Below are 21,785 nucleotides of genomic sequence, written 5' to 3' on the forward strand. Positions count from 1 at the left end.
CGTAGCCGCGACCGCTGCACCCATCCGCGACCGGTGCAACGGTCGCGAATGCGAGGAACGGTCGCGGCTGCGGGCGGGTTGGGCACTGCGGGCGGGTTGGGGTTAGCGGGTGGCCCACCAGGTGCGCAGTTCGGCCTCGGCTTCCGCCGGGGTGAGCGGGCCGCGGTCGAGCCGCAGGTTGAGCAGGAACTTGTACGCCTCGCCCACCTCCCGACCGGGCGGGATGCCGAGGATCTCCATGATCTGGTTGCCGTCCAGGTCGGGCCGGATCGCGTCCAGTTCTTCCTGGTCCCGCAGCTCGGCGATCCGCTGCTCCAGGTCGTCGTACGCCGAGCGCAGCCGGTTCGCCTTCGCCTGGTTCCGGGTGGTGCAGTCGGCCCGGGTGAGCACGTGCAGCCGGTCCAGCTGGTCGCCGGCGTCGCGGACGTACCGGCGGACGGCGGAGTCGGTCCACTGGCCTTCCCCGTACCCGTGGAAGCGCAGGTGCAGCTCGACCAGCTTGGCCACCGCATCGATCAGGTCGCTCGGATAGCGCAGCGCGGCCAGCCGCTTCCGGACCAGCTTGGCGCCGACCACGTCGTGGTGATGGAACGACACCTTGCCGCCCGGCTCGAACTTCCGGGTCTTCGGCTTGCCGATGTCGTGCAGCAGCGCGGCCAGCCGGTTCACCAGGTCGGGTTGCCCGCCGAGCCGGTCCTCCAGCTCGATCGCCTGGTCCAGCACCGTCAGGCTGTGCTGGTAGACGTCCTTGTGCCGGTGGTGCTCGTCCCGCTCCAGCCGCAGCGCCGGCAACTCCGGCAGCATCCGGTCGGCCAGCTTGGTGGCCACCAGCAGGTTGAGTCCCGCCCTCGGCTGGCCGGCCAGCAGCAGCTTGGACAGCTCGTCGCGGACCCGTTCGGCGGACACGATGTCCAGCCGGTCCGCCATCCCGGTCGCCGCCCGGACCGCGTCCGGAGCCGGCTCGAAGCCGAGCTGGGCGGTGAACCGGGCCAGCCGCATCATCCGCAGCGGGTCGTCGCTGAACGACTGCTCCGGCGTCGCCGGCGTCCGCAGCCGCCGCTCGGCGAGGTCCGTCAACCCCCGGTACGGGTCGTGGAACTCCTTGTCCGGCAGCGAGACGGCCATCGCGTTCACGGTGAAGTCGCGCCGGACCAGGTCGCCGTCCAGGGTGTCCCCGAACGCGACCTGCGGCTTCCGGCTGTCCGGCCGGTACGCGTCGGCCCGGAACGTGGTGATCTCGACGACCCACTCGTGGCCGCCGACGGCGAACTTGGCGCCGATCGTCCCGTACTCCTTGCCGATCGTCCAGACCGCCTTGGTGACCGACCGGAGCAGCCGCTCGATCTCGTCCGGCCGGGCCGAGGTGGTGAAGTCGAGGTCGTGGCCGAGCCGGCCGAGCAGGGCGTCCCGGACGCTGCCGCCGACCAGGTACAGCCGGTGCCCCGCCGCCGCGAAGACCCGACCGAGGTCATCGGCGATCGGCGCGATCCGGCGCAGCGCGGCGACCACGTTCGACTGGGCGGCAGAGGTTGTCACGAGCGAAGACTGTAGTCGCGCGCGCCCGCGGCGCCATCTGGGATTCTCCGAATCGCGAACATTGGCTGAGAAGGCGCCGGTGAGCGTTGCCAAGCCGACTAGGGATTGCGTGGCACACCCTAGGATGTCGGGGTGGGGAGACCGGAAGCTCGGGGGGCAACTGTTGCGTCCCGGCGACCCCGGTGCTCGACGGTGCTCCGGGTGTTGTCGTTCGCACTGTCGTACGCGCTCGCCGGATTGATCATCATCGTCGGCACGGCCACGCCGGCCGCGGCCGACGATCCGGACGCCCCGGTCTCGATCCGGATCACCGCGATGTCGCCCAGCCTGCCCACCCCCACCGACACGATCACGCTGACCGGGGTCGTCACCAACACCGGCAAGAAGCCGATCGACCGGCCCCGGGTCTACTTCTGGCGGAACCAGGCGCCGATCACCGATCAGGAAGGTTTCGGGACCGCACTCGACTCGGCCCCGACCGACCCGCTCGGCGCCCGGGTCACCGCCGACGTGCAGAACCGGTTCCACCTGTGGACCGAGGCGGACCCGACGCTCGACCCGGGCGAATCGGCGAAGTTCACGGTGTCGGCGACCCCGGAGCAACTCGACCTGCCGGACACCGCCGGCATCTACCTGATCGGCGTGCACGTCCTGGACGGCACCGACCGGGCGCCGGCGATCGGCCGGGCCCGCCTGTTCGCGCCGATCCTCAACGAGCCGCCCGACCAGGTGCTGCCGATCTCGTCGGTGGTGGTCCTGAACTCGCGGCCGGGCCGGCTGCAGGACCGGATCTTCACCGACGACCACCTGGCCGACGAGGTGGGACCGGGCGGCCGGCTGACCCAACTGCTCGCCGCGGCTCAGAACCCGGGCACCACGTTCGCCGTCGACCCGTCGCTGATCGAGGAGCTGACCGCGATGCGGGCCGGCTACCAGGTCCGAGACGCGGACGGGAACCTGACCGCCGGGATCGGCACCGAGCGCGCGGCTGCGTGGCTGCAGGGCTTCCAGCAGCTGCTCGACCGCAATCCCGGCTACCGGCTGCTGTACGGGACGCCGGACCTGGCCGCGCTGGTCCGGTCCGACCGGACCGAGCTGCTGGACCGGGTGAAGGCGGCCGGCGCTGCCATACCGGAGACGTCGGCGTTGCCGTTGCTGGTCTGGCCCGGCGACGGGGCGGCCGACGCGGCCACGCTGCGGGCGGCCGCCGAGCTGGACCCGGCCGGCATCCTGCTCTCCGACGGCACCACCGGCAGCTCCGCGCCGCTGCTCCGCGACGGCGACGGGCCGCCGATCATCAACTACCAGGGCTCCGGCTCGGCCGGCGGTCCCGGACCCGACCCGAGCAACACCGCCGTCCACCAGCGGCAGCGGACCCTGGCCGAGACCTGGATCGAGGCGAGCGGCGCCGGCGGGGATCTCGGCGGCCGGGTCCGGCTGATCACGACGCCGGCCGAGGCGGGCAGCGTACGTCAGCTCACGGCACCGTGGCTGCGCTCGGTGCCGCTGCCGGACCTGTTCCGCCAGCGGCCGGAGCGGCTGGCCGACAAGCTCGCGTACCCGAAGGCGGCGCAGCGGGCGGAACTGCCGGCCAGGGGCCTGCGCGAGGTGGACGACCTGGCGGACTCGTACCAGACCTATGCCGAGCTGCTGCTCGACCCGGCCCAGGCGAAGAAGGACGCCGACGCGGCCGTCGCCAAGGCGGTCTCGGCGACCTGGCGCGGCGACGACGGCTGGACCGGTCTGGTCGAGTCCCGGCTGGACCAGGTCGACCGGGTGATCGGGGACGCGGTCAAGATCGGCCTGGTCCAACGGTTCACCACCACCGGGCAGAACGACATCAGCTTCCCGATCACGGTCACCAACACGCTGCCCGGGCCGGAACAGCCCGGCGATCAGAACTCGATCCGGGTCGGCATCACGTTCACCTCGGCCCAGTCCCAGCGGCTGACGGTGAAGCCGATCGACCCGATCGTCATCCGGGCCAACCCGGAACGGAACGCCTCGGTGACCCGGAACACCCAGATCGAGGCGCGGGCCAACGGTCCGGTCGAGGTGACCGCCCAGCTGGTCACCGCCACCGGCCGGCCGGTCGGCAAGCCGGCCAGGGTCGAGGTGACGGTCACCCAGGCCGGCACGGTCGGCTGGGTGATCGCGATCGCCGCCGGCATCGTGCTGATCGGGACCACCGTGTTCCGGATCCAGCAGGTGGCCCGGGAGCGGGCCCAGGAGCGCGAGGACGACGACACCGTGGAGCGAGCGGCGGTCCCGGTCGAACCGGTCGACCCGGCCGCGCCGCCGCCGGCCGGCTCCGTCGACGGGCCGCGACGGGCGCGCCCATGAACGGCACTCCCGCATGAATTCCGCTCGCAACCCGGCCGCGATGTCCGGCCGCGCTTCGTCGAACGTTTCCGGCGGCTCGGCCGGCCGGTCCGCCGATCCGCCCAAGGGCCGGTCCCGGCTGGTCTCGGCCACCGTCTTGATGGCGGCCGGGACGGCCGTGTCCCGGATGCTCGGCTTCGGCCGGTTCGCGCTGCTGGTGGCGCTGTTCGGCAACGCCACCCGGCAGGCCGACATGTTCAACTACGCCAACACGGTGCCGAACAGCATGTACATCCTGCTGGCCGGCGGCATCCTGAACACGGTCCTGGTGCCGCAGATCGTCCGGGCGATCAAGCACGACCCGGACGGCGGCGACGCCTACACCAACCGGATCATGACGCTCGGCATCCTGGTCCTCGGCCTGCTCACGGTCGTGCTCACGCTGGCCGCGCCGCTCGTGATCTGGATCTACACGCCGGAGTCCTGGCACGTGCCCGAGCTGGCCCGCAGCTACGACTCGACGGTGCGGCTGGCGTACTACTGCATGCCGCAGATCTTCTTCTACGGCATCCATGTGCTGGCCGGCCAGGTGCTCAACGCGCGGGACCGGTTCGGCCCGATGATGTGGTCGCCGATCGCCAACAACATCATCTCGATCGGCGTCCTGGCGGTCTTCTTCGTCGTCTTCGGCAGCGGCGACGGGACCAGCGCGTTCACCACCGAGCAGGAGCTGCTGCTCGGCTTCGGTTCCACCCTGGGCATCGTCGCCCAGGCGATCGTGCTGCTGCCGTACCTGAAGGCGGTCGGCTACAAGTTCCGGCCGCGGTTCGACTTCAAGGGCACCGGCCTCGGCAAGACGGTCCGGCTGGCCAAATGGACGCTCGGCTTCGTGCTGGTCAACCAGGCCGCCCTGGTGGTGATCCAGAAGGTCGCCGGTGGCGCGACCACGGGCGGTACCGGTGGCGGTCTGACGGTCTATTCGTACGCCTACGCCGCCTATCAACTGCCGCACTCGCTGATCGCGGTGTCGCTGGCCACCGCGATGCTGCCGTCGGCGTCCCGGCTGGTCGCGGCCGGCGACCTGGCCGGGGTCCGGGACGAGACGCTCGGCACGATGCGGCTGCTGCTCACCGCGATGGTGCCGGCGGCGGTCGCCTTCTTCGCCCTCGGCGTGCCGCTGGCCGAGTTCGTGTTCGGCTTCGGCAAGGGCACCAGCGACGCTTACCTGACCGGTTGGACCTTGATGGCGTTCGCGTTCGGGCTGGTCCCGTTCAGCCTGCACTACCTGTGTCTGCGGACGTTCTACGCGCTCGAGGACAACAAGACCGCGTTCCTGATCCAGATCGCGATCGGTGCCGCGAACGCCTCGCTCGCGGTGCTCATCGTGCTGCTGCTGAACTCACCCGCCACCACGGCCGTCGGGCTGGCCGTCGCGCACGTGATCGCGTACACGATCGGGCTGATCCTGGCCGTCGGCGTGCTGTCCCGGCGGCTGTCCGGGATGCCGATCCGCAGCGTGGCCGGGCACGCCGGCAAGCTGCTCGCCGCCGTCGCGCCGGCCGGTGTTCTGGCGTACGCGATCACCCGCGGGTTCGAGCTGTGGTCGTCGGCGAAGCTGGTCCAGGCGCTGGCCCTGGTGGTCGCCGGGCTGGTCGCCGTCGTGGTGTTCCTGCTGCTGGCGCGGCTGTTCAAGATCTCCGAGGTCAGCCAGATCCTCGCGTTCGTGCTGCGCCGCCGGCAGCCGGCGCCGGCGCCGATCGAGGACGAGGCCAGCATCCAGACCGTGATCCGTCCGTTGCGCGAGTTCTACGGCGAAACGGGCGCACCGGAGCCTAGGATCGTCCCAGATTCGCACCAGACCGCTCGTCGGGCGGCCTTGCATCCTAAGATCGTTCCCGACCGGTCACACCATGGCCGTCCTATCACGATGTCAGCTAAGCCCGGGTCCGAGATGACCACACCAGTCGCGCCCTCGGCTGACACCCCGGACCAGGTCGGTCCGGAGGAGTCCCCGAGCGCCGCTGCGGCGACGCCTGCGGCCGCCGATCCCGGCTGGGACGATTCGGGCACGGCCGACACCGCTCCCGGCGCCTCCGTCACCGCCCCCGGCACCGTCCTCGCCGGCCGCTACCGGCTCGAGGAGATGCTGGCCGCGGACGATCCGACGATCACCTGGCGGGCGTTCGACCAGGTGCTCTCCCGATCGGTCCTGGTGCATCTGCTGCCACCGCTCGATCCGCATGCGACGGAGGTGCTGGACGCCGCCCGGCGGGGCGCCGCTGCGACCGACTCCCGGTTCCTCCGGGTGCTCGACGCGGTCTATTCCGACGACACCCGGATCGGCTCCTACATCGTCTGTGAGTACGCCACCGGCCAGCCGCTCAGCGCGATCCTGGCTCAGGGTCCGCTGACCGGGCTCGAGGCGGCCTGGGTGACCCGCGAGGTGGCCGACGCCCTGTCGGCGGTGCACGGGTTCGGGCTGTTCCACGAGCGGATCAACCCGGAGACGGTCGTCGTCACCCCGACCGGCAACGTCAAGATCATCGGCCTGGTGATCGAGTCCGCGCTGCGGCCGGTCCGCGGCGAACCGGCCGAGGGGCACGGCGAGGCGGCCGACGTGTACGACCTCGGCCGGCTGCTCTACTGCTGCCTGGTCTCCCGCTGGCCCGGCGGCCCGGCGTACGGGCTCGGCGCCGCCCCACAACTCGGCGGCCGCTGGGCGACCCCGCGCCAGGTCCGGGCCGGCGTCTCACCGGCGCTGGACCACGTCACCGACCAGATCCTCGGCCGGCCGCCGCGGCACCACGCGCCGCAGCTGGACACCGCGAACGAGGTCGTCAACGCGCTGACCAAGGTGCTCGGCACCGCGGATGCCACGGCCGATCTGGAGCGCCGGCTGCGCCAGCCGATCCCGCGGGTCCGCCCGGACGAGACCGGCGAGATCCCGCTCAGCGAGCAGCCGACCGGAATGATGGCGGCCGTCGACCGGCCCGACTCGCCGATCTCCAGCACCCCCGACAACAATCCGACCGAGGAGCAGGTACGGCAGGGGCCGGCGCTGCCGATGGCCGGTTCGATCTCGCCGACCAGCCCGGAGTCGGCCCGCTCCACGATGATCCGGCAGCCACCGCCGCCGGACGGCGGGGCGCCGCTGGTCCCGCACGTACGTCCGCGCAACGGCAACGGGACGCCGAGCAAGCCGCAGCGCTGGATCGTCCTACTGGTGGCGCTGGTCGTGCTGCTGGTGATCGCGGCGATCGTGGCCACCTTCGTGATCCGCCCGACCGGCCTGCCGAACCCGATCAACAACCCGCCGCAGCAGAGCAGCGAGGCGCCGCAGCCGCCGGCCGATCCGGTGCTGGTGCCGATCGAGGACGCCCGCGACTTTGATCCGCAGGGCGACCCGTCGGACGAGAACCCGGACGAGGTGCCGAACGCGTACGACGGCGAACCGGACAGCCGCTGGCGCACCATGCAGTACCGCAACGACCCGAAGCTCGGCGGCCTGAAGCGGGGCGTCGGCGTGGTCTTCGACCTGGGCGAGGAGGTGCCGGTCCGTGAGGTGAAGCTGATGCTCAGCGGGAAGGGCACCGACTTCGAGCTGCGGGTGCCGGAGGAGGAGGGCGTGAACAGGCCTCCGATGGGTACCGACAAGGACTGGCGCGTGGTCGCCGAGGTCAACAACGCCGGCGAGCAGATCGACGTACCCCTGGAACAGCCGGTCACCACCCGGTTCGTCCTGGTCTACCTGACCTCGCTGCCCGAGGAGGAACCCCAGCGCTTCCGCGGTGGGATTCACGAGGTCGAGGTTTATCGGTGACTGGATCGCCCCCGGGCGGTCCCAGCGATTTCGAGCTGTTGCGCGCCCACGTCGCCGGGGACTCGGAGGCCTTCGCGACACTGGTCGGGCGGCATCAGGAGCGGCTCTGGGCGATCGCCCTGCGGACCATGCGGAATCCGGAGGAGGCGGCCGACGCGCTCCAGGACGCCTACATCTCCGCGTTCCGGCGGGCCGGCAGCTTCCGCGGCGACGCCCAGGTGACGACCTGGCTCCATCGAGTCGTCGTCAACGCCTGCCTGGACCGGATCCGGCGCAACAAGGTCCGCCGGGCCGAGCCGCTGCCGGAGGACCCGGACCGCGCCGCCGAGCTCGGGGTGACCGCGACGGTGGATCCGATGGAGGTGAAGGAGGAACGCAGCGACGTCGCGGCGGCGCTGCGTCAGCTCAATGCCGACCAGCGGGCCGCCCTGGTGCTGGTCGACATGGAGGGCTACTCGGTCGAGGAAGCCGCGTCGATCCTCGGCTGCGCGCCGGGCACGATCAAGAGCCGCTGCGCCCGCGGCCGGGCCAAGCTCGTTCCGCTGCTGAAGCATCTGCGCGTCGAGCCCGAGGGGCCGGGACCGGAGGCACCGGAACCGGAGCCGGCCGGGCCGCGGGTCCGGACGCCGGGGCGACAGCGCGAGGGTCCGGCACCCTGAACCCTTTCCACCACCCGCGCCCTGAGCCTGTCGAAGGGCCCACCGAGAGACCCCTCCATGTCCCATCCGCTCGACCTGGCCTACAACTGGCGGACGCCGATCCTGGTGTCGACCGTCGGCCTGTTCGCCTGCGCCACGCTGCTGGTCAGCCAGCGGGCGGCCGGGTGGGTGGCGGTGCTCGCGGTGCTGGTGGTCTGCTGGCTCGTCCTGCTCGCCGTAGTCTGGTCCCGGACCCGGGCCTACCTCGAGGTGGACGGCGCCTGGGCGACCGTGCGCCGCTTCCGTACCAAACATCGGGTGGCCGGCACCGACGTCGCTGCCGTACGGCGACTGCGGACCCTGACCGGCCCCGGCTACCGGCTGACCCTGGCCGACGGCACCCGGCGAACGGTCACCACCTCGCTGCTCCGCGACGGCGGGCCGACCCTGCTGCGCTGGTTGGTTCGGTACGCCCCGCAGGCGACCCGTGATCCGGCGACCGAGGCCGCGATCGACCGGCTCCGGAGCCAGGGACTGCTTGACTCCGGCCATGCTTGACTGGGCGGCGGTGACACCATGAACGAGACTCGGAAAACCCGTCGACCAGGCCGGGAACCAGAACCGGTGCCAGCGACGTCCAAGCGCACGGCGCTCCGGCGCCACGCCCCCGCTCTTCCCCTCTCCAGCCCAAGGAACCCGTTGTGGCCGCTCATCTGACTGTCGACGAACTGGCCGACGCAGCCGCCGGCCTGCTCGACGCTGCCCGCGTTGCGGAGATCGACGCTCACCTGGCCGGCTGCCGGCAATGCTCCGCCAGCCAGGCCGACCTCGACCAGGTGAGCGTACGGCTCGCCGCCGAACCCGTACCGGCCATGCCGGCGGCCGTCGCCGACCGCCTCGCCGACGTCATCGCCTTGGAGCAGCAGCGGCGCAGCTCGGGGGCTGCCGACGCCGCCGACCTGCACCGCCGCGAACTCGCCGACCGGCCCAAGCCGAGCCTCGGCACCCTCGGCAGCGATCTGGACAAGCCGTCCCGGTCCCGCTTCTTCGGCCGGGCCCTGGTGGCCTGCGTGGCCGCCGTCGGGATCGGCTTCGCCGGTTACGCGGTGAGCGCGCGGGCCGGTCTCGGCGAACCTGAGGCAATCCGGTCGCCGCTGACCAGCAAGGACCTGGCCGCCCAGGCAGAGTCGCTCCGCTCGACCGAGGACCTCGACTCGCACTGGCTGTCCCGGTCCTGGTCCTGCGCCGGGAAGGTGACCGACGGCCGGATCACCGACATCGCCCGGGTCACCGTCGACGGCGCCCCCGCCCTCCTCGTCTACACGTCGTCCGGCGGGCAGGCCCGGGTCACCGTCGTCACCGGCTGCCCCGACGATCCGAAGGCCGGCACCACCACCCCCCTGCCCGAGTAGCCGCCAAAGCGACCGTCCTCCCAGAACCCAGCCGCGACCACTCCTCCCACGCGCGACCGCTGCAACAGTCGCGTATGCGAGCAACAGTCGCGGCTGTGGCTCGACCGCCAGCACCCCTCGCGTCCCTGACTTTCCTCCCCGTCCGCGACTGCTGGTTTGGGGACCGGCGATCGAGATCAGCGTTCTGCCGGGGTGGGATCTCGGCTAGCCTGGGCGCATACGAGCCGGTGAGTCGCACCGGCATGGGTGGGTGGGCAGCCTCATGGAGGTATGCCCACATGTTGCAGCCCTATCGGAAACTCTGGTCGACGCCTGCCGTCGTTCCCGCCCTGTCCGCCGTCTTCGTCAGCGCCCTGCCGATCGGCATGGCCGGCCTGGCGATCATTCTCAGCGTCCAGCAATGGACCGGCTCCCTGCAGTGGGCCGGCACCCTGGCCGGGGTCTTCGGCGCCGGCAACGCGGTCGGGCTGCTGATCCAGGGCCGCCTGCTCAGCGGCCGCCGCTCGGCGAACTTGATCATGGTCATGGGTATCGTCTCGGCGGCCGGGTTCGCCGGCCTGATCATGATCGGGTACGCCGGCGGACCGCAGTTGATCATGATCGGTGTCGTCGCGATCAGTGGCCTGGCGGTGCCGGCGATCACCACCGCGGTCCGCGCCTGGTTGCCCGGCGTGATCACCGACCCGGCCGGTCGAACCGCCGGTTATGCCTTGCTGGCCGTACTTTTCCAGGCCGCCGTCCTGATCGGCCCGCTGCTGGTCAGCCTCGCCGTGGCGATCGCGATGCCGGCCGCCGGGCTCGGCCTGATCGCCGTGCTGATGCTCGGTTCCGCGATCCTCTTCCGCGCCGCCGTACGGTCGCGCCCCGCCGTCACCCGGCCCGCCGAGGCGGCCCGCTCCGGGTCTCGCTGGTGGCGCGGCGGCCTGGGCTGGCTGCTCGGGATCAATGTCACCGTCGGGCTCGCCGCCGGGATCACCGCGGTGGCTGTTCCGGGCGTGACCTCGGCGGCCGGGCTGGCGTTCCTGGCCGGGGCGGTCGCGTCGGCCGCGGCGCTCGGCGACGTCGCCGGCGCCCTGGGTTACGCAGCCCGGATCTGGCCGGGCCGGGCGCTGACCCGGGTGGCCGTGGTGGCCGGCATCGCAGCGCTGGTCGCGGCGGCGGCCTGGGCGGTGGCCGGGATCCCGTGGCTGCTCCTCGTCACCGGCTTCGGCGGCGGCCTGCTCGGCGCACCGCTCGGCGTGTTGCTCTCCAGCCTGCTGGACCGGGTGGTCCCGGCGCCGGACCTGGCCCGCGGCTATTCGACGCTGGTCTGCGCCTCGTTGCTGGCCAGCGCGGCCGGCAGCGGTCTGGCCGCCGCCGCGCTGCCGTACCTCGGCGTCCGGGGACTGTTCCTGCTACCGCCGGTAGCCTTGCTCGGGGCGGTCGGCGTGGCCCTGCTGGCCCGCCGGTCCGTGCCGGAATAGTCGGCCCGGTGAGGGCGTTTGGTCGCTGTAGGGTGGCGATGGCGGAAGCCGTACAGCCCCGAAAACGACCCGACCACAAGGATCTCGATGAGCAACCTCTCCGGCATCGTTCCCGCCGTCAACGCGATCACGCTGTCCACCCCGGCCGCCGAGACGGTGGCCGTCAAGCCGTCCGGCGAGGTGCGCGACGTGATCATCATCGGCAGCGGGCCGGCCGGTTATACGGCGGCGATCTACGCGGCGCGGGCCGCGCTGAAGCCGCTGGTGTTCACCGGCTCGGTCGACGCGGGCGGTGCGTTGATGAACACCACCGACGTGGAGAACTACCCCGGCTTCCCGGACGGCATCCTCGGCCCGGACCTGATGGAGAACCTGAAGGCGCAGGCGGAGCGGTTCGGCGCCGAGCTGGTCGCCGAGGACATCACCGCGGTCGACCTGACCGGCGAGGTGAAGACCGTCCAGGACGCGTACGGCAACTCCTTCTCGGCGCGCGCCGTGATCTTGGCGATGGGTTCCGGCTACCGCAAGCTGGGCCTGCCGGACGAGGACCGGCTGTCCGGGCACGGCGTCTCCTGGTGTGCCACCTGTGACGGATTCTTCTTCCGGGACAAGGACATCGCGGTGGTCGGCGGCGGCGACTCGGCCGTCGAGGAGGCCACCTTCCTGACCCGGTTCGCGAAGTCGGTCACGCTGATCCACCGGCGTGATCAACTTCGGGCGAGCAAGATCATGGCCAAGCGGGCCGAGAACGATCCCAAGATCACGTTCGACTGGAACTCCGAGATCGCCGAGATCAAGGGCGACCACGCGCTGGAGTGCGTCACGCTCCGGGACACCCGGACCGGCGAGCAGCGGGAGCTGCCGATCTCCGGCCTGTTCATCGCGATCGGCCACGACCCGCGCTCGGAACTGGTCCGCGGCCAGGTCCACCTGGACGACGAGGGTTACGTGCTGACCCAGCCCGGCAGCACCCGGACCAACCTGCCCGGCGTGTTCGCCTGTGGCGACCTGGTCGACCACACCTACCGGCAGGCGATCACCGCGGCCGGCACCGGTTGCTCGGCCGCGCTGGACGCCGAGCGCTACCTCGCCGATCTCGCGGATCAGGCCAGCGAGGTCGCCGTCCCGGCCGGCGTCTGAGAAGACAGCACCGAAACAGGAGAGCAGGGAGAGACATGGGCTCCGTCAGCGAAGTCACCGACGACACCTTCGAGGAAGTCGTCCTCAAGTCCGAGAAGCCGGTCGTGGTCGACTACTGGGCCGACTGGTGCGGTCCCTGTAAGCAGGTCGCCCCGGTGATCGAGGAGTTGGCGCAGGCGCACGGCGACAAGGTCACCTTCGTCAAGCTGGACACCAACACCAACCCGGTCACCCCGGCCAACAACCACGTGCTCGGCCTGCCCACCATCCAGGTGTACGTCGGCGGCGAACTGGTCAAAGCCTTCAAGGGCGCCAAGTCCAAGTCCGTCCTGCTCGGCGCGATCGAGGAATACCTCTGACGTCACTCTGGCCTCAAGTTTTTCACGTAACGTGAAAAACTGCCGCTTCCCACGAGAAACTTCCCTGGTATTGCGCCAGGAAACCTGGTGAGGCGGTTCAGCTGAGGATCCGGGACAGCAGGAGCGGCACGACCGTGAGCAGGGCGGCGACGGCGACGGCCAGCCAGTCCACAGCGCGCCACGGTGACGGCAGGGCGAAGGTGCGGCGGCGGGCGCCGGCGAAACCGCGGGCATCCATCGACAGCGCCGACTGTTGGGCCGACCGGAGCGCATAGACCAGCAGGGCGAACGTCAGCCCGGCCGCCTGCCGGACCCGGCCGGCGGGCGACCGGCCGGGATCGAGGCCGCGGATCCGCCGTACGTCGGCCATGGTCCGCCACACCTCGAGCAACTGCTGCAGCCGGAGCAGGCCCGCCGCGGCGGCCACCACCGGCCGATGCGGCAGCCGGCAGCGCTGCGCCAGCGCGTCGCCGAGCCGGCTCGGCGGCAGTGACGGGATGAGCAGCACGCCCGGAATCACCAGACACGCGATCCGAGTCACCTCCGCCGCCGCCACCGGCCACGCGTCGGGGGCCAGGAAGCCGCGGTCCGAGAAGGCGAGCGCCGACCAGCCGACCGTGATCGCGGCCAGCGTCACCGGCACCAGCCGGGCCAGCGTCGCCCGGACACCGCGAACCGCCAGCGGGGCCAGCAACAGCGACAGCGCCAGGGTGAGCAGGCCGACCCGCCAGTCCGCCACGAAGAACGAGCCGATCGCGGCGCCCAGCGCGATGATCAGCAGCGCCACCGTGTTGCACCGTGCGGCGGGCGGGTCGCCGGGCTCGACGACCGGCGCGATCGTGTAGTCGGGCCACTCGGCCGCAGTCGCCGCCGGGCCGTCCAGTTCCAGCCGCCGGCCGGCGCGGTCGGCCAGCTCCCGGTCGTGGGTTGCGACGACGACCGCGGTCCCGTCGGACCGCAGCGCGTCGATGACGCCGGCCACCGCCGCCCAGGTCTGCCGGTCCTGCCCGACGGTCGGTTCGTCCAGCAGCACGACAACGGGCCCATGTGCCACCGCGGCCGCGAGGGCGACCCGGCGCTCTTCCCCGCCCGACAGTTGGTACGAATCCGCGCCGCGCAACCGGTCCAGGCCGAGGGCGACCAGCAGCGCCTCCGCGCGCCGTCGCGCGGCCGCCAGCCGCTCCGGGTCGTCGGCGTAGACCGCCTCACTGGTCGCCAGCACCTCCGCCTCGACGGTCCGCCGGGTCAGTTGCTGTTCCGCATGCTGCGGCTGCCAGGCCACCACCCGGGCCAGCTCCCGGGAGCGTCGGGCCAGCCGGTCCAGCGGGAGCTCGGTACCTTCCCGGAGTACCGCCAACTCGCCCGCGTCGGCCGGCTGCAGCCCGGCCAGCGCGCGAAGCAGGGTGGACTTCCCGCTGCCGCTGCGTCCCGACACCGCGACCAGGTCGCCGGGGCGGAGATCCAGGTCCAGTCCCGTCACCAACGGTCGCGTCGCGGCCCCGGGCGTACCAAGCCCCAGCCCGCGAACCCGCAGAACAGCCTCCGCGTCGCGCGCCGTCGCCGATCCCTCGGCCGCCGAATCCACCGCCGCGCGCCCCAGGTCCACCTCCCTGCGCCGTAAGCCCATCCCGCCGCGCACCGAGTCCGTCGACGGACCGGCCAACGGCCGGCTCCAGTCGATCCGTACCGGTTCGGGCGGCGGTTCGCCCGGCACCCAGACGCCGGCCGCGAGCAGTTCGTCCCGTTGCTCGGCCAGCACAGCCCGGGCCGGGCCGTCGGCGATCAGCCGGCCGTCCGGGCCGAGCACCAGCATCCGGTCGCAGAAGTCGAGCCAGTCGCCGGGGCGGTGGTCGACCACGACGACGGTGACCGGCCGGTCGGCGACGGCTCCGATCACCGCGTCCCGCAGCGTCCGGGCGCCGTCCGGGTCGAGCATGGCGGTCGGCTCGTCGAGCAGCAGCAGCTCCGGGTCGAGGGCGAGCGCGCCGGCCAGCGCGAGCCGCTGCAGTTCCCCGCCGGACAAGTCGGTGGACCGCCGTGCCGCCGGGTACGGAAAGCCCACCGCGGTCAGCGCCCGACGGGTCCGGTCGGCGATCTCCGGCCGGTCCGCGCGCCGGTTCTCCGGGCCGAACGCGACGTCCCGCCCGGCATGTTCGGCCACCACCGCGTGGGTCGGGTCCTGCAGCAGCAGTCCGGCTCGCCCCGGACGGCCGTCACCGGGCAGCCGCAACTCGCCGGTCAGCTCGCCGAGGCTCTCGTCGGCCAGCCCGGCCAGCAGCCGGAGCAGGGTCGACTTGCCCGACCCGCTGGCGCCGGCGAGCAACACCCGCTCGCCGGGTCGCAGGGTCAGCGTCAGCTCGCGCAGCGTCGGCTCCCGGCGCCCGTGCGGCCGCCAGCACACTCCGGCCGCGACGACCTCGCCGGTCTCGATCCCGACCGGACTCGACTCCGCCACGTCAGACCTGGTGCGCGGCGGCGCGCTCCCGGCCGGGCGGGAACGGTGCCAGCACCCCGGTCGCGGCAAGCGCCTTGACCAGGGCCAGCCCGACCAGGCCGCCGAGCAGGGCGCCGGAGATCATCATCGTCACCGCGTACAAGGAGATGTACGGCAGCGCCCATTCCTGGTAGTAGGTCAGCCACTCGTACGGCGTCTCCAGCAGCCCGGCCAGCAGCCCGCCGAGCATCGCGGACAACGCGGTGAACCGGCGGTAGCCGAAGATCAGGAAGCCGAGCTCGACGCCGATGCCCTGGAACAGGCCCGAACCGAGCGTGCTGATCCCCCATTGCCCGCCGAGCAGCGGCTCGACGCTCGCCCCGACCAGCATCGCCAGTAGCGCCGCACCGGGCCGGCGGATGATCAGGCCGCCGATCACGGCCGGCAGCCACCAGAAGCCGCCGAGCAGCCCGGCCAGCGGCGGCAGGGCGAGGAACAGCGGTCCGGTCAGGTTGGTCACCTGGGCCCAGCCGATGAAGGCGATGCCGAACGCGACGCCGATCATCACCGCGGTGATCAGATCGACGGTACGCCAGCGCAGCAGCGGCCCGACCGCGCGATGCGGGTCGGCCGAGGTGGTTTCGGTGGTCATGATCGTGAACCTTCCAACGGTCGATGGAAGGGAAGCCGGACGGTGACCCGTCGCGGCTCGAGAAAGGCCCGACTCCCTACGCCGGTGTCAACCGGATCAGGTTCGAGGGTCTGCGATCTGTCGCACTCTCAGCGCCCTACGGCGCTCCCCTGTCGTTCCCCACTACGATAACGCCCGGCTCAGACTTTCTCAGAATCACTCGCCTGTGCAGGTACCGGTGGGCCGACCGCATCGATAGTCTGGGCCCTTCGGTTCCGAACCTTGGGAGGGAGTTCGGGGCCGTACGTGTGACAACGGACGTGTATCGGGGACGTTCGCCGTTGTTGGCAAGACACGCGCCGGGGCCCGATGGCGCGTCGAGGAGGGACGACTCGGTGTCAGGCCGATCCACACCCGCAGCCGGCAACTCACCCCACCCGCGACGGGCGGCAGCGCCGTCGCCACAGGACGGACCCCCTGACGGGGACAACCGACCACCCCGCAAGTCCGGGCTCCGGCGACTGCTGGTGATCGGCGCCGGCTTCGGGCTGTCGCTGGCGGTCAGCACGACCGCCGTCCTCGGCCAGAACCAGCCGGTCAATTCGAGCGTCGCGCCCGGCACCCGGATCATCCTGCCCGGCATCTGGAGCGCCGGCGCCGAGGAGCCCGGCCAGTCCGAGGCCGAGCGTCTGGCCAAGGAACGGCAGGAGGAGCTGGACCGGATCCGGCTGGAGGCCGAGCAGAACCAGCAGCCGACCGACCCGCCGACGACCGGCGAGCCGCCGCCGTCGACCCCGCCCGGCGACCCGTCGCCGACGGACAAGTCGCAGGATCCGACGCCGCCGGCGGAGACCGAGCGTACGCCGCAGGGCCAGTCCGGCGATCGGGACGAATCCTCCGACGATGCGGGCCCGCCGCCCGAGCGTTCCACCTCGGGCCGCACCACGACGCCCAAGGATCCGCAGACCGAGAAGCCGGAACCGACCCGGACGCCGAAGGCGCCGGCGACCAAGGAACCGACGAAGGATCCGGAGCCGACGACGAAGGCACCGGAGCCCACCAAGGCTCCGACCAAGAAGGCTGAGCCGACCAAGGAACCCGAACCGACCAAGGCGCCCACCAGCAAGGCCCCGGCGCCGACCGACGATCCGGAGCCGACGAAGAAGCCCTCGCCGACCGACGATCCGGACCCCACCAGCGAGCCGACCGAGGAACCCACCCAGGACCCGACCGGCAAGCCGACCAAGCCGCCCAAGGACGACGACGATGACGATGATCGGGACTGCAAGATCATCGACCTGCTCGGCATCGTCTGCATCTGAGCCCGGACAGCGAAAAGCCCTGAGTCCCAGCGTCGGGACTCAGGGCTTTCCGTCGGTGATCACCAGTCGTGTACGGTCCCGTCGGCCAGCCGGTTGAACGGCAGATAGGCCGTCTGGTACGGATACTTGCCGGCCTCGTCCAGGTCCAGTTCGACGCCGATCCCCGGCTGATCACCCGGATGCAGGTAGCCGTCGTCGAACGTGAACGTCTGCTGGAACGTGGCGTTCGTCTTCTCGCCGTGCTTCATGTACTCCTGGATCCCGAAGTTGTGGATCGCAAGATCAAGATGCAGGGCCGCGGCCATGCCGACCGGCGAGATGTCGGTCGGGCCGTGGATGCCGGACTTGATCTGGTACTGCGCGGCGAATTCCAAGATCTTCTTCAGCTGCGTGATGCCGCCGGTGTGGGTCACCGCGCTGCGCACGTAGTCGATCAACTGCTCGCGGATCAGCGTCTGGTAGTCCCAGACGGTGTTGAAGATCTCGCCGATCGCCAGCGGCGTCGTGGTGTGCTGCCGGACCAGCCGGAGCGCCTCCTGGTTCTCCGCCGGGGTGCAGTCCTCCAGCCAGAACAGGTCGTACGGCTCGAGGGCCTTGCCCAGCTTGGCCGCCTGGATCGGCGTCATCCGGTGATGCCCGTCGTGCAGCAGCGGCAGCTCCGGACCGAACTCGCCCCGGACCGCCTCGAAGACCGTCGGCAGGTGCCGCAGGTAGGACCGGGTGTCCCAGTCCTCCTCGGCCGGCAGGGCGGCGCGTTGGGCCGGCTCGTAGTCGTACCGCTTGCCCTTGTTGCCCTCGGTGGTCCGGTTCGCGGCGACGCCGTAGATCGCGTTCAGGCCGGGCACGCCGGTCTGCACCCGGATCGCCCGATAACCCTGCTCCTGGTGGGATCGGATGCTGTCGAACAATCCCTCGGTGGTCGCCCCGCTGGCGTGCCCGTAGGCGAGGATGCCGTTGCGGCTGGCCCCGCCGAGCAGTTGGTAGAGCGGCATTCCGGCAGCCTTGGCCTTGATGTCCCAGAGTGCCACGTCGACGGCGGCGATGGCGGCCATGGTGACCGGCCCGCGCCGCCAGTAGGCGCTCCGGTACAGGAACTGCCAGGTGTCCTCGATCCGGTGCGCGTCGCGGTTGATCAACAACGGCACGACGTGGTCGGACAGGTAGGACGCGACGGACAGCTCGCGACCGTTCAGGGTGGCGTCACCGAGTCCTGTCAGTCCGTCGTCGGTGGTCAACTTCAGCGTGACGAAGTTGCGGTCCGGCGAGGTGACGATCACCTCGGCGCGTTCGATCTTCACGACTTGTGCTCCTGTAACTCGGTCAGCCGGGCTCCGGTGTCCCGGGCAAGATCATTATCGTCGGCCGCTTCCGGGCCGAGCACACCGAGGGCCAGCCGGACCCGGTCGGCATTGTTCGTGGTGGCGGCCAGCCGAGTGATCAACTCGGCGGCGCCGGCGTCCTTGACCTGATCGGTGGCCAGGTGCCGGATCCAGGCGGCCACGGCGAGCGGCAGCCCGGTTCCATGGTCGAGTCCGGCGGCCCGGCGGCGCCGGTAGACCTCGCCGAACCGGACCGGGAACTTCTGCGAACCGTCGGCGGCGATCTGGGCCAGCCGGTGCTGGATCCGCGGATTGCCGAACCGCTCACGCAGGGCGTCGGTCGCCTCGGTGATCTCCGCGTCCGGGAACGGCAGCACGGCGGCGGCGTCGCGCCAGACGTCCTCCATCGCCGCCACGCAAGCCGGGTCGTCCATCGCCTCCGCGATGGTGGCCAGGCCACGGTGCAGCCCGTAGTAGGCGAGCAGCGAGTGGGCCCCGTTGAGCAGCCACAGCTTCCGCTGTTCGTACGGCTCGACGTCGTCGACCAGCCGTACCCCGGCGGTGTGCCAGGCCGGCCGTCCGGACGGGAAGGCGTCGGTGATCACCCACTCGCTGAACGGTTCGGTGACCACCGGGGCTTGATCATCCCAGCCGCTCAGCTGCTTGGCGATGACAAGATCATCGGGCGTGGTGGCCGGCGTGATCCGGTCCACCATGCTGGACGGGAACGTGATCGACCCGTCCACCCAGTCGGTCAGTTCGTCGTCGCCGAGCTCACCGGCCAGGTCCAGCACCCGGCCGCGGAGCATGGCCCCGTTGTCGGTGAGGTTGTCGCAGCAGAGCACGGCGAGCGGGGCGCCGCCGGCCTGGAACCGGGCCCGCAATCCGTCGAGGATCCGTGCCGGAGCAGAGATTCCGGGCTCGCCCGCGGCCAGCCGGTCCCGATCCTGATCATGGATCCGGTACGCAGCCTCGGTGACCGTGCTGGTCAGCACCGCGGTTCCCGGGTCGGCCAGCGCGGTCAGCCAGGCCTCATGATCACCACCCGGTACGGCGGCGCCGAGGCTCTCGATCACGGTGCCGTGATCACCGTCGGCGGCCCGTTCGATCAGGGTGTAGCGGCAGCCCTGGGCGGTCAGCGTCTCGGCCAGCTCGACCTGGCGGCCGGTGAAGGCGGTGATCAGCCAGGGACCGCCCGGCTGATCCTGGTTGGCCCGGTGGGTGTACCAGGCCTGGTGGGCGCGGAAGAACGCGCCCAGTCCGAGATGTACGGCGCGTGCGCTCATCCTTGAAGTCCCTTGTCTCTCAACGATTCCGGGCGATCAGGCGTCCGCGACGGCGGCCGGTCGGCCCTTGATCACGGGCTCGACGTCGTCGTACTTGCCGTTCAGGACGTCGTCGAAGGCGACCGGCTGGCCGAGCGTGGCCGAGACGTAGATCGCCCGGACCAGCGCCAGCGACAGCAGCGCCTCGTTGGTGTCGACCAGCGGCCGGCTGCCGTCCTTGATCGCCGCGGCGATGTCGTCGTACTGGCGCAGATGCCCGGCCAGGAAGGCGTTCGGGTCGTTCCGGCTGCCGGAGAACTCGTCCCCGGCCTTGGTCGCCTGCTCGGCCTGGTTGGCCCGGTCCTTGGCGCTGCGCAGGTTCGCGTCGACCTCGCCGTCGCCGGCGTGCAGGTACTTCAGTTCGTCGTTGTCGATGATCGCGGAGCCGAGCGAGCCGTGCACCTGCAGCCGGACGGTCAGGCCCGGGTAGGCGGCAGTGGTCAGGTGCAGCGCGGCCAGCGCGCCGGACTCGAACCTGATCGTCGCGGTCGCCGTGTCCTCGATCTCGATCCGCTCGTGGGCCAACTGCGCCGTGTGGGCATAGATCTCGGCCGGCCGGCCGAGGAACCAGCGCAGCAGGTCGACCGTGTGCACGCCCTGATTCATCACGGCGCCGCCGCCGTCCAGCGCCCAGGTGCCGCGCCAGTCGCCGGAGTCGTAGTACTGCTGGCTGCGGAACCAGGCCATGCTCGCCATCGCCGACGTGATGGTGCCGAGCTTCTTCTCCTCGATGATCGTGCGGACCACCTGGCTGCCCGGGTCGAACCGGTGCTGGCTGATCACGCTGACCACCTGGCCGCGCTGCTCGGCGGTCTCGACCAGCCGGGCGAACTCGACGCCGCGCTGGACGCTGACATCGAGCGGCTTCTCGATCACCACGTGCACGCCGGCGGCCAGGCACTCCTCGGCCTCGTCGATGTGCAACCCGCTCGGGGTGCAGATCGCGGCCAGGTCCGCGCCGGCGGCGAGCGCCTCGGCGATGCTGCCGTACGAGCCCGGCCGGTCACCGCCCTGCTCCACCACCACGTCGGCGACCTGCTCCATCGCCGCCGGGTCGGTGTCGACCAGACCGGTCACCACGAAGTCGGCGTGCTGGGTCGCGACCAGGGCGTGGTGCTTGCCGATCACGCCGCAGCCGATGATCACGACCCGGGTCGGTCCGGGTCCTGCGGTCCGCGGCAGTTCTTGGCTCGTCATCGAAGGTTCACTCCCTGGGTTTCGGCGAGATGGGCGAAGGCACGGGCCGCGGTGCCGAACGCGGCCGGACCGGAGAAGCCGCCGAGCTGGCCGGCGTGGGTGAGGTGCGGCTCCAGCGAAGCGAAGCCGGCGAAACCATGATCACGAAGCCCGGCGACGGTCTCGGCCAGTTCGCCGTCGCCCTGGCCGGCCGGGACCACCTGGCCGTCGGCGGCGCGGGCGTCCTTGACCTGCAGGTACGCCACGTACGGGTGCAGCAGCTCGAAGCCGTCGGTGTAGGGCCGCACCCCGCACTGGACGAAGTTCGCGTTGTCCCAGGCGACCCTGAGGGCCGGCGAGTCGACCGCGGTGATCACGTCGTGCACCCGGGCCGGTATGTCGCCGTAGATGTGCTTCTCGTTCTCGTGCACCAGCACCAGGCCGGCCCGGTCGGCTCGGTCGGCGAGCGCGCCGAGATGGTCGATCACCTGGTCCCGGATCGCCTCCACGGCGACGCCCTCGGCCCGGTAGAAGGAGAAGATCCGAATGAACCCGGCGTCCAGCGTCTGGGCGGCCTTGATCGCCGCGTCCAGCCGGGCGAGCTCGTTCTCGATCGGCGCGGCGACCTCGACCTTGCCGATCGGCGAGGCGATCGCGGAGACCCCCATCTCGCGTTCGATGAGGACGGTCTTGAGCCGGGAAAGTTGATCATCGTCGAACTCGACGACGTTGGTCCCCCAGGCACTGCGGACCTCGAGGTGCCGGGCGCCAAGCGCCTGCAGCACCGCGACCTGAACGACCGGATCCGGGTCGATCTCGTCCCCGAAACCGGACAAGGTCCACGTCGTGGTCACGCCTACCGACCCTAAGCTGGGCCGAACCGCGGGG

16 protein-coding genes and 1 riboswitch are annotated in these 21,785 nt (G+C 71.4%); of the genes, 9 read left to right on the forward strand and 7 right to left on the reverse strand.

Going from position 1 to position 21,785, the window contains the following annotated elements:
• Positions 1-102: 102 nt before the first annotated feature.
• Positions 103-1,536: a CCA tRNA nucleotidyltransferase gene (locus tag BKA15_RS17430; protein ID WP_376766807.1), complete on the reverse strand. Its 1,434-nt coding sequence runs from the start codon at positions 1,534-1,536 to the stop codon at positions 103-105.
• Positions 1,537-1,737: 201 nt separating this feature from the next.
• On the opposite strand from BKA15_RS17430, the gene BKA15_RS17435 reads away from it, so the two are divergent.
• From BKA15_RS17435 to trxA, 8 genes are all read left to right on the forward strand, one after another.
• Complete coding sequence (locus tag BKA15_RS17435; RefSeq protein WP_179752831.1) at positions 1,738-3,879, forward strand: DUF6049 family protein; 2,142 nt, start codon at positions 1,738-1,740, stop codon at positions 3,877-3,879.
• Between the two features lie 13 nt (positions 3,880-3,892).
• Positions 3,893-7,678: a murein biosynthesis integral membrane protein MurJ gene (murJ, locus tag BKA15_RS35625; RefSeq protein WP_179752832.1), complete on the forward strand. Its 3,786-nt coding sequence runs from the start codon at positions 3,893-3,895 to the stop codon at positions 7,676-7,678.
• Entirely contained in the window at positions 7,675-8,337 is a 663-nt protein-coding gene (gene sigM, locus BKA15_RS17445) for an RNA polymerase sigma factor SigM (RefSeq protein ID WP_179752833.1), read from the forward strand. The genes murJ and sigM overlap by 4 nt, the downstream gene beginning before the upstream one ends.
• Before the next feature lie 57 nt (positions 8,338-8,394).
• On the forward strand, positions 8,395-8,874 hold the full coding sequence (locus BKA15_RS17450; protein WP_179752834.1) for a hypothetical protein: 480 nt from the start codon (positions 8,395-8,397) through the stop codon (positions 8,872-8,874).
• A gap of 143 nt (positions 8,875-9,017) precedes the next feature.
• Positions 9,018-9,728, forward strand: a complete 711-nt coding sequence (locus tag BKA15_RS17455) for an anti-sigma factor (protein ID WP_179752835.1) — start codon at positions 9,018-9,020, stop codon at positions 9,726-9,728.
• A 278-nt stretch (positions 9,729-10,006) separates the two neighbouring features.
• Complete coding sequence (locus tag BKA15_RS17460; RefSeq protein ID WP_179752837.1) at positions 10,007-11,191, forward strand: MFS transporter; 1,185 nt, start codon at positions 10,007-10,009, stop codon at positions 11,189-11,191.
• A gap of 87 nt (positions 11,192-11,278) precedes the next feature.
• On the forward strand, positions 11,279-12,331 hold the full coding sequence (gene trxB / locus BKA15_RS17465) for a thioredoxin-disulfide reductase (RefSeq protein ID WP_179752839.1): 1,053 nt from the start codon (positions 11,279-11,281) through the stop codon (positions 12,329-12,331).
• Between the two features lie 35 nt (positions 12,332-12,366).
• Complete coding sequence (gene trxA, locus BKA15_RS17470) at positions 12,367-12,690, forward strand: thioredoxin (protein ID WP_179752841.1); 324 nt, start codon at positions 12,367-12,369, stop codon at positions 12,688-12,690.
• A 97-nt stretch (positions 12,691-12,787) separates the two neighbouring features.
• On the opposite strand, the gene BKA15_RS17475 is transcribed toward trxA, so the two are convergent.
• Positions 12,788-15,145, reverse strand: coding sequence for an ATP-binding cassette domain-containing protein (locus BKA15_RS17475; protein ID WP_179752843.1), 2,358 nt, complete (start codon positions 15,143-15,145; stop codon positions 12,788-12,790).
• A gap of 1 nt (position 15,146) precedes the next feature.
• Positions 15,147-15,776, reverse strand: a complete 630-nt coding sequence (locus BKA15_RS17480; protein WP_218871425.1) for an ECF transporter S component — start codon at positions 15,774-15,776, stop codon at positions 15,147-15,149.
• A gap of 56 nt (positions 15,777-15,832) precedes the next feature.
• A riboswitch (TPP riboswitch) is annotated at positions 15,833-15,937 on the reverse strand.
• Positions 15,938-16,282: 345 nt separating this feature from the next.
• Here BKA15_RS17480 and BKA15_RS17485 point away from each other — a divergent pair.
• Entirely contained in the window at positions 16,283-17,077 is a 795-nt protein-coding gene (locus BKA15_RS17485; RefSeq protein ID WP_179752845.1) for a hypothetical protein, read from the forward strand.
• Between the two features lie 59 nt (positions 17,078-17,136).
• Here the strand turns inward: BKA15_RS17485 and manD are convergent, their stop codons facing one another.
• Genes manD through BKA15_RS17505 form a run of 4 tightly spaced genes read right to left on the reverse strand, consistent with a single transcriptional unit; the run spans position 17,137 to position 21,751 of the window.
• Positions 17,137-18,375, reverse strand: a complete 1,239-nt coding sequence (gene manD / locus BKA15_RS17490) for a D-mannonate dehydratase ManD (protein WP_179752847.1) — start codon at positions 18,373-18,375, stop codon at positions 17,137-17,139.
• Positions 18,372-19,682 (reverse strand): mannitol dehydrogenase family protein, encoded by a 1,311-nt coding sequence (locus BKA15_RS17495; RefSeq protein WP_179752849.1) that lies wholly within the window; start codon positions 19,680-19,682, stop codon positions 18,372-18,374. Before BKA15_RS17495 ends, manD begins: the two co-directional genes overlap by 4 nt.
• 36 nt (positions 19,683-19,718) lie before the next feature.
• Complete coding sequence (locus BKA15_RS17500) at positions 19,719-20,918, reverse strand: Gfo/Idh/MocA family protein (protein WP_179752851.1); 1,200 nt, start codon at positions 20,916-20,918, stop codon at positions 19,719-19,721.
• Entirely contained in the window at positions 20,915-21,751 is an 837-nt protein-coding gene (locus BKA15_RS17505; protein ID WP_179752853.1) for a sugar phosphate isomerase/epimerase family protein, read from the reverse strand. Before BKA15_RS17505 ends, BKA15_RS17500 begins: the two co-directional genes overlap by 4 nt.
• Between the last annotated feature and the right edge of the window lie 34 nt (positions 21,752-21,785).

Source organism: Microlunatus parietis (assembly GCF_013407955.1).
Lineage (GTDB): Bacteria > Actinomycetota > Actinomycetes > Propionibacteriales > Propionibacteriaceae > Microlunatus > Microlunatus parietis.

What these genes read in the sequence shown, in the direction of transcription:
- murJ (WP_179752832.1), top strand. Translation starts at nt 3,893, where the DNA reads ATGAATTCCGCTCGCAACCCGGCCGCGATGTCCGGCCGCGCTTCGTCG.
- BKA15_RS17450 (WP_179752834.1), top strand. Translation starts at nt 8,395, where the DNA reads ATGTCCCATCCGCTCGACCTGGCCTACAACTGGCGGACGCCGATCCTG.
- BKA15_RS17460 (WP_179752837.1), top strand. Translation starts at nt 10,007, where the DNA reads ATGTTGCAGCCCTATCGGAAACTCTGGTCGACGCCTGCCGTCGTTCCC.
- trxB (WP_179752839.1), top strand. Translation starts at nt 11,279, where the DNA reads ATGAGCAACCTCTCCGGCATCGTTCCCGCCGTCAACGCGATCACGCTG.
- trxA (WP_179752841.1), top strand. Translation starts at nt 12,367, where the DNA reads ATGGGCTCCGTCAGCGAAGTCACCGACGACACCTTCGAGGAAGTCGTC.
- BKA15_RS17480 (WP_218871425.1), bottom strand. Translation starts at nt 15,776, where the DNA reads ATGACCACCGAAACCACCTCGGCCGACCCGCATCGCGCGGTCGGGCCG.
- BKA15_RS17495 (WP_179752849.1), bottom strand. Translation starts at nt 19,682, where the DNA reads ATGAGCGCACGCGCCGTACATCTCGGACTGGGCGCGTTCTTCCGCGCC.
- BKA15_RS17500 (WP_179752851.1), bottom strand. Translation starts at nt 20,918, where the DNA reads ATGACGAGCCAAGAACTGCCGCGGACCGCAGGACCCGGACCGACCCGG.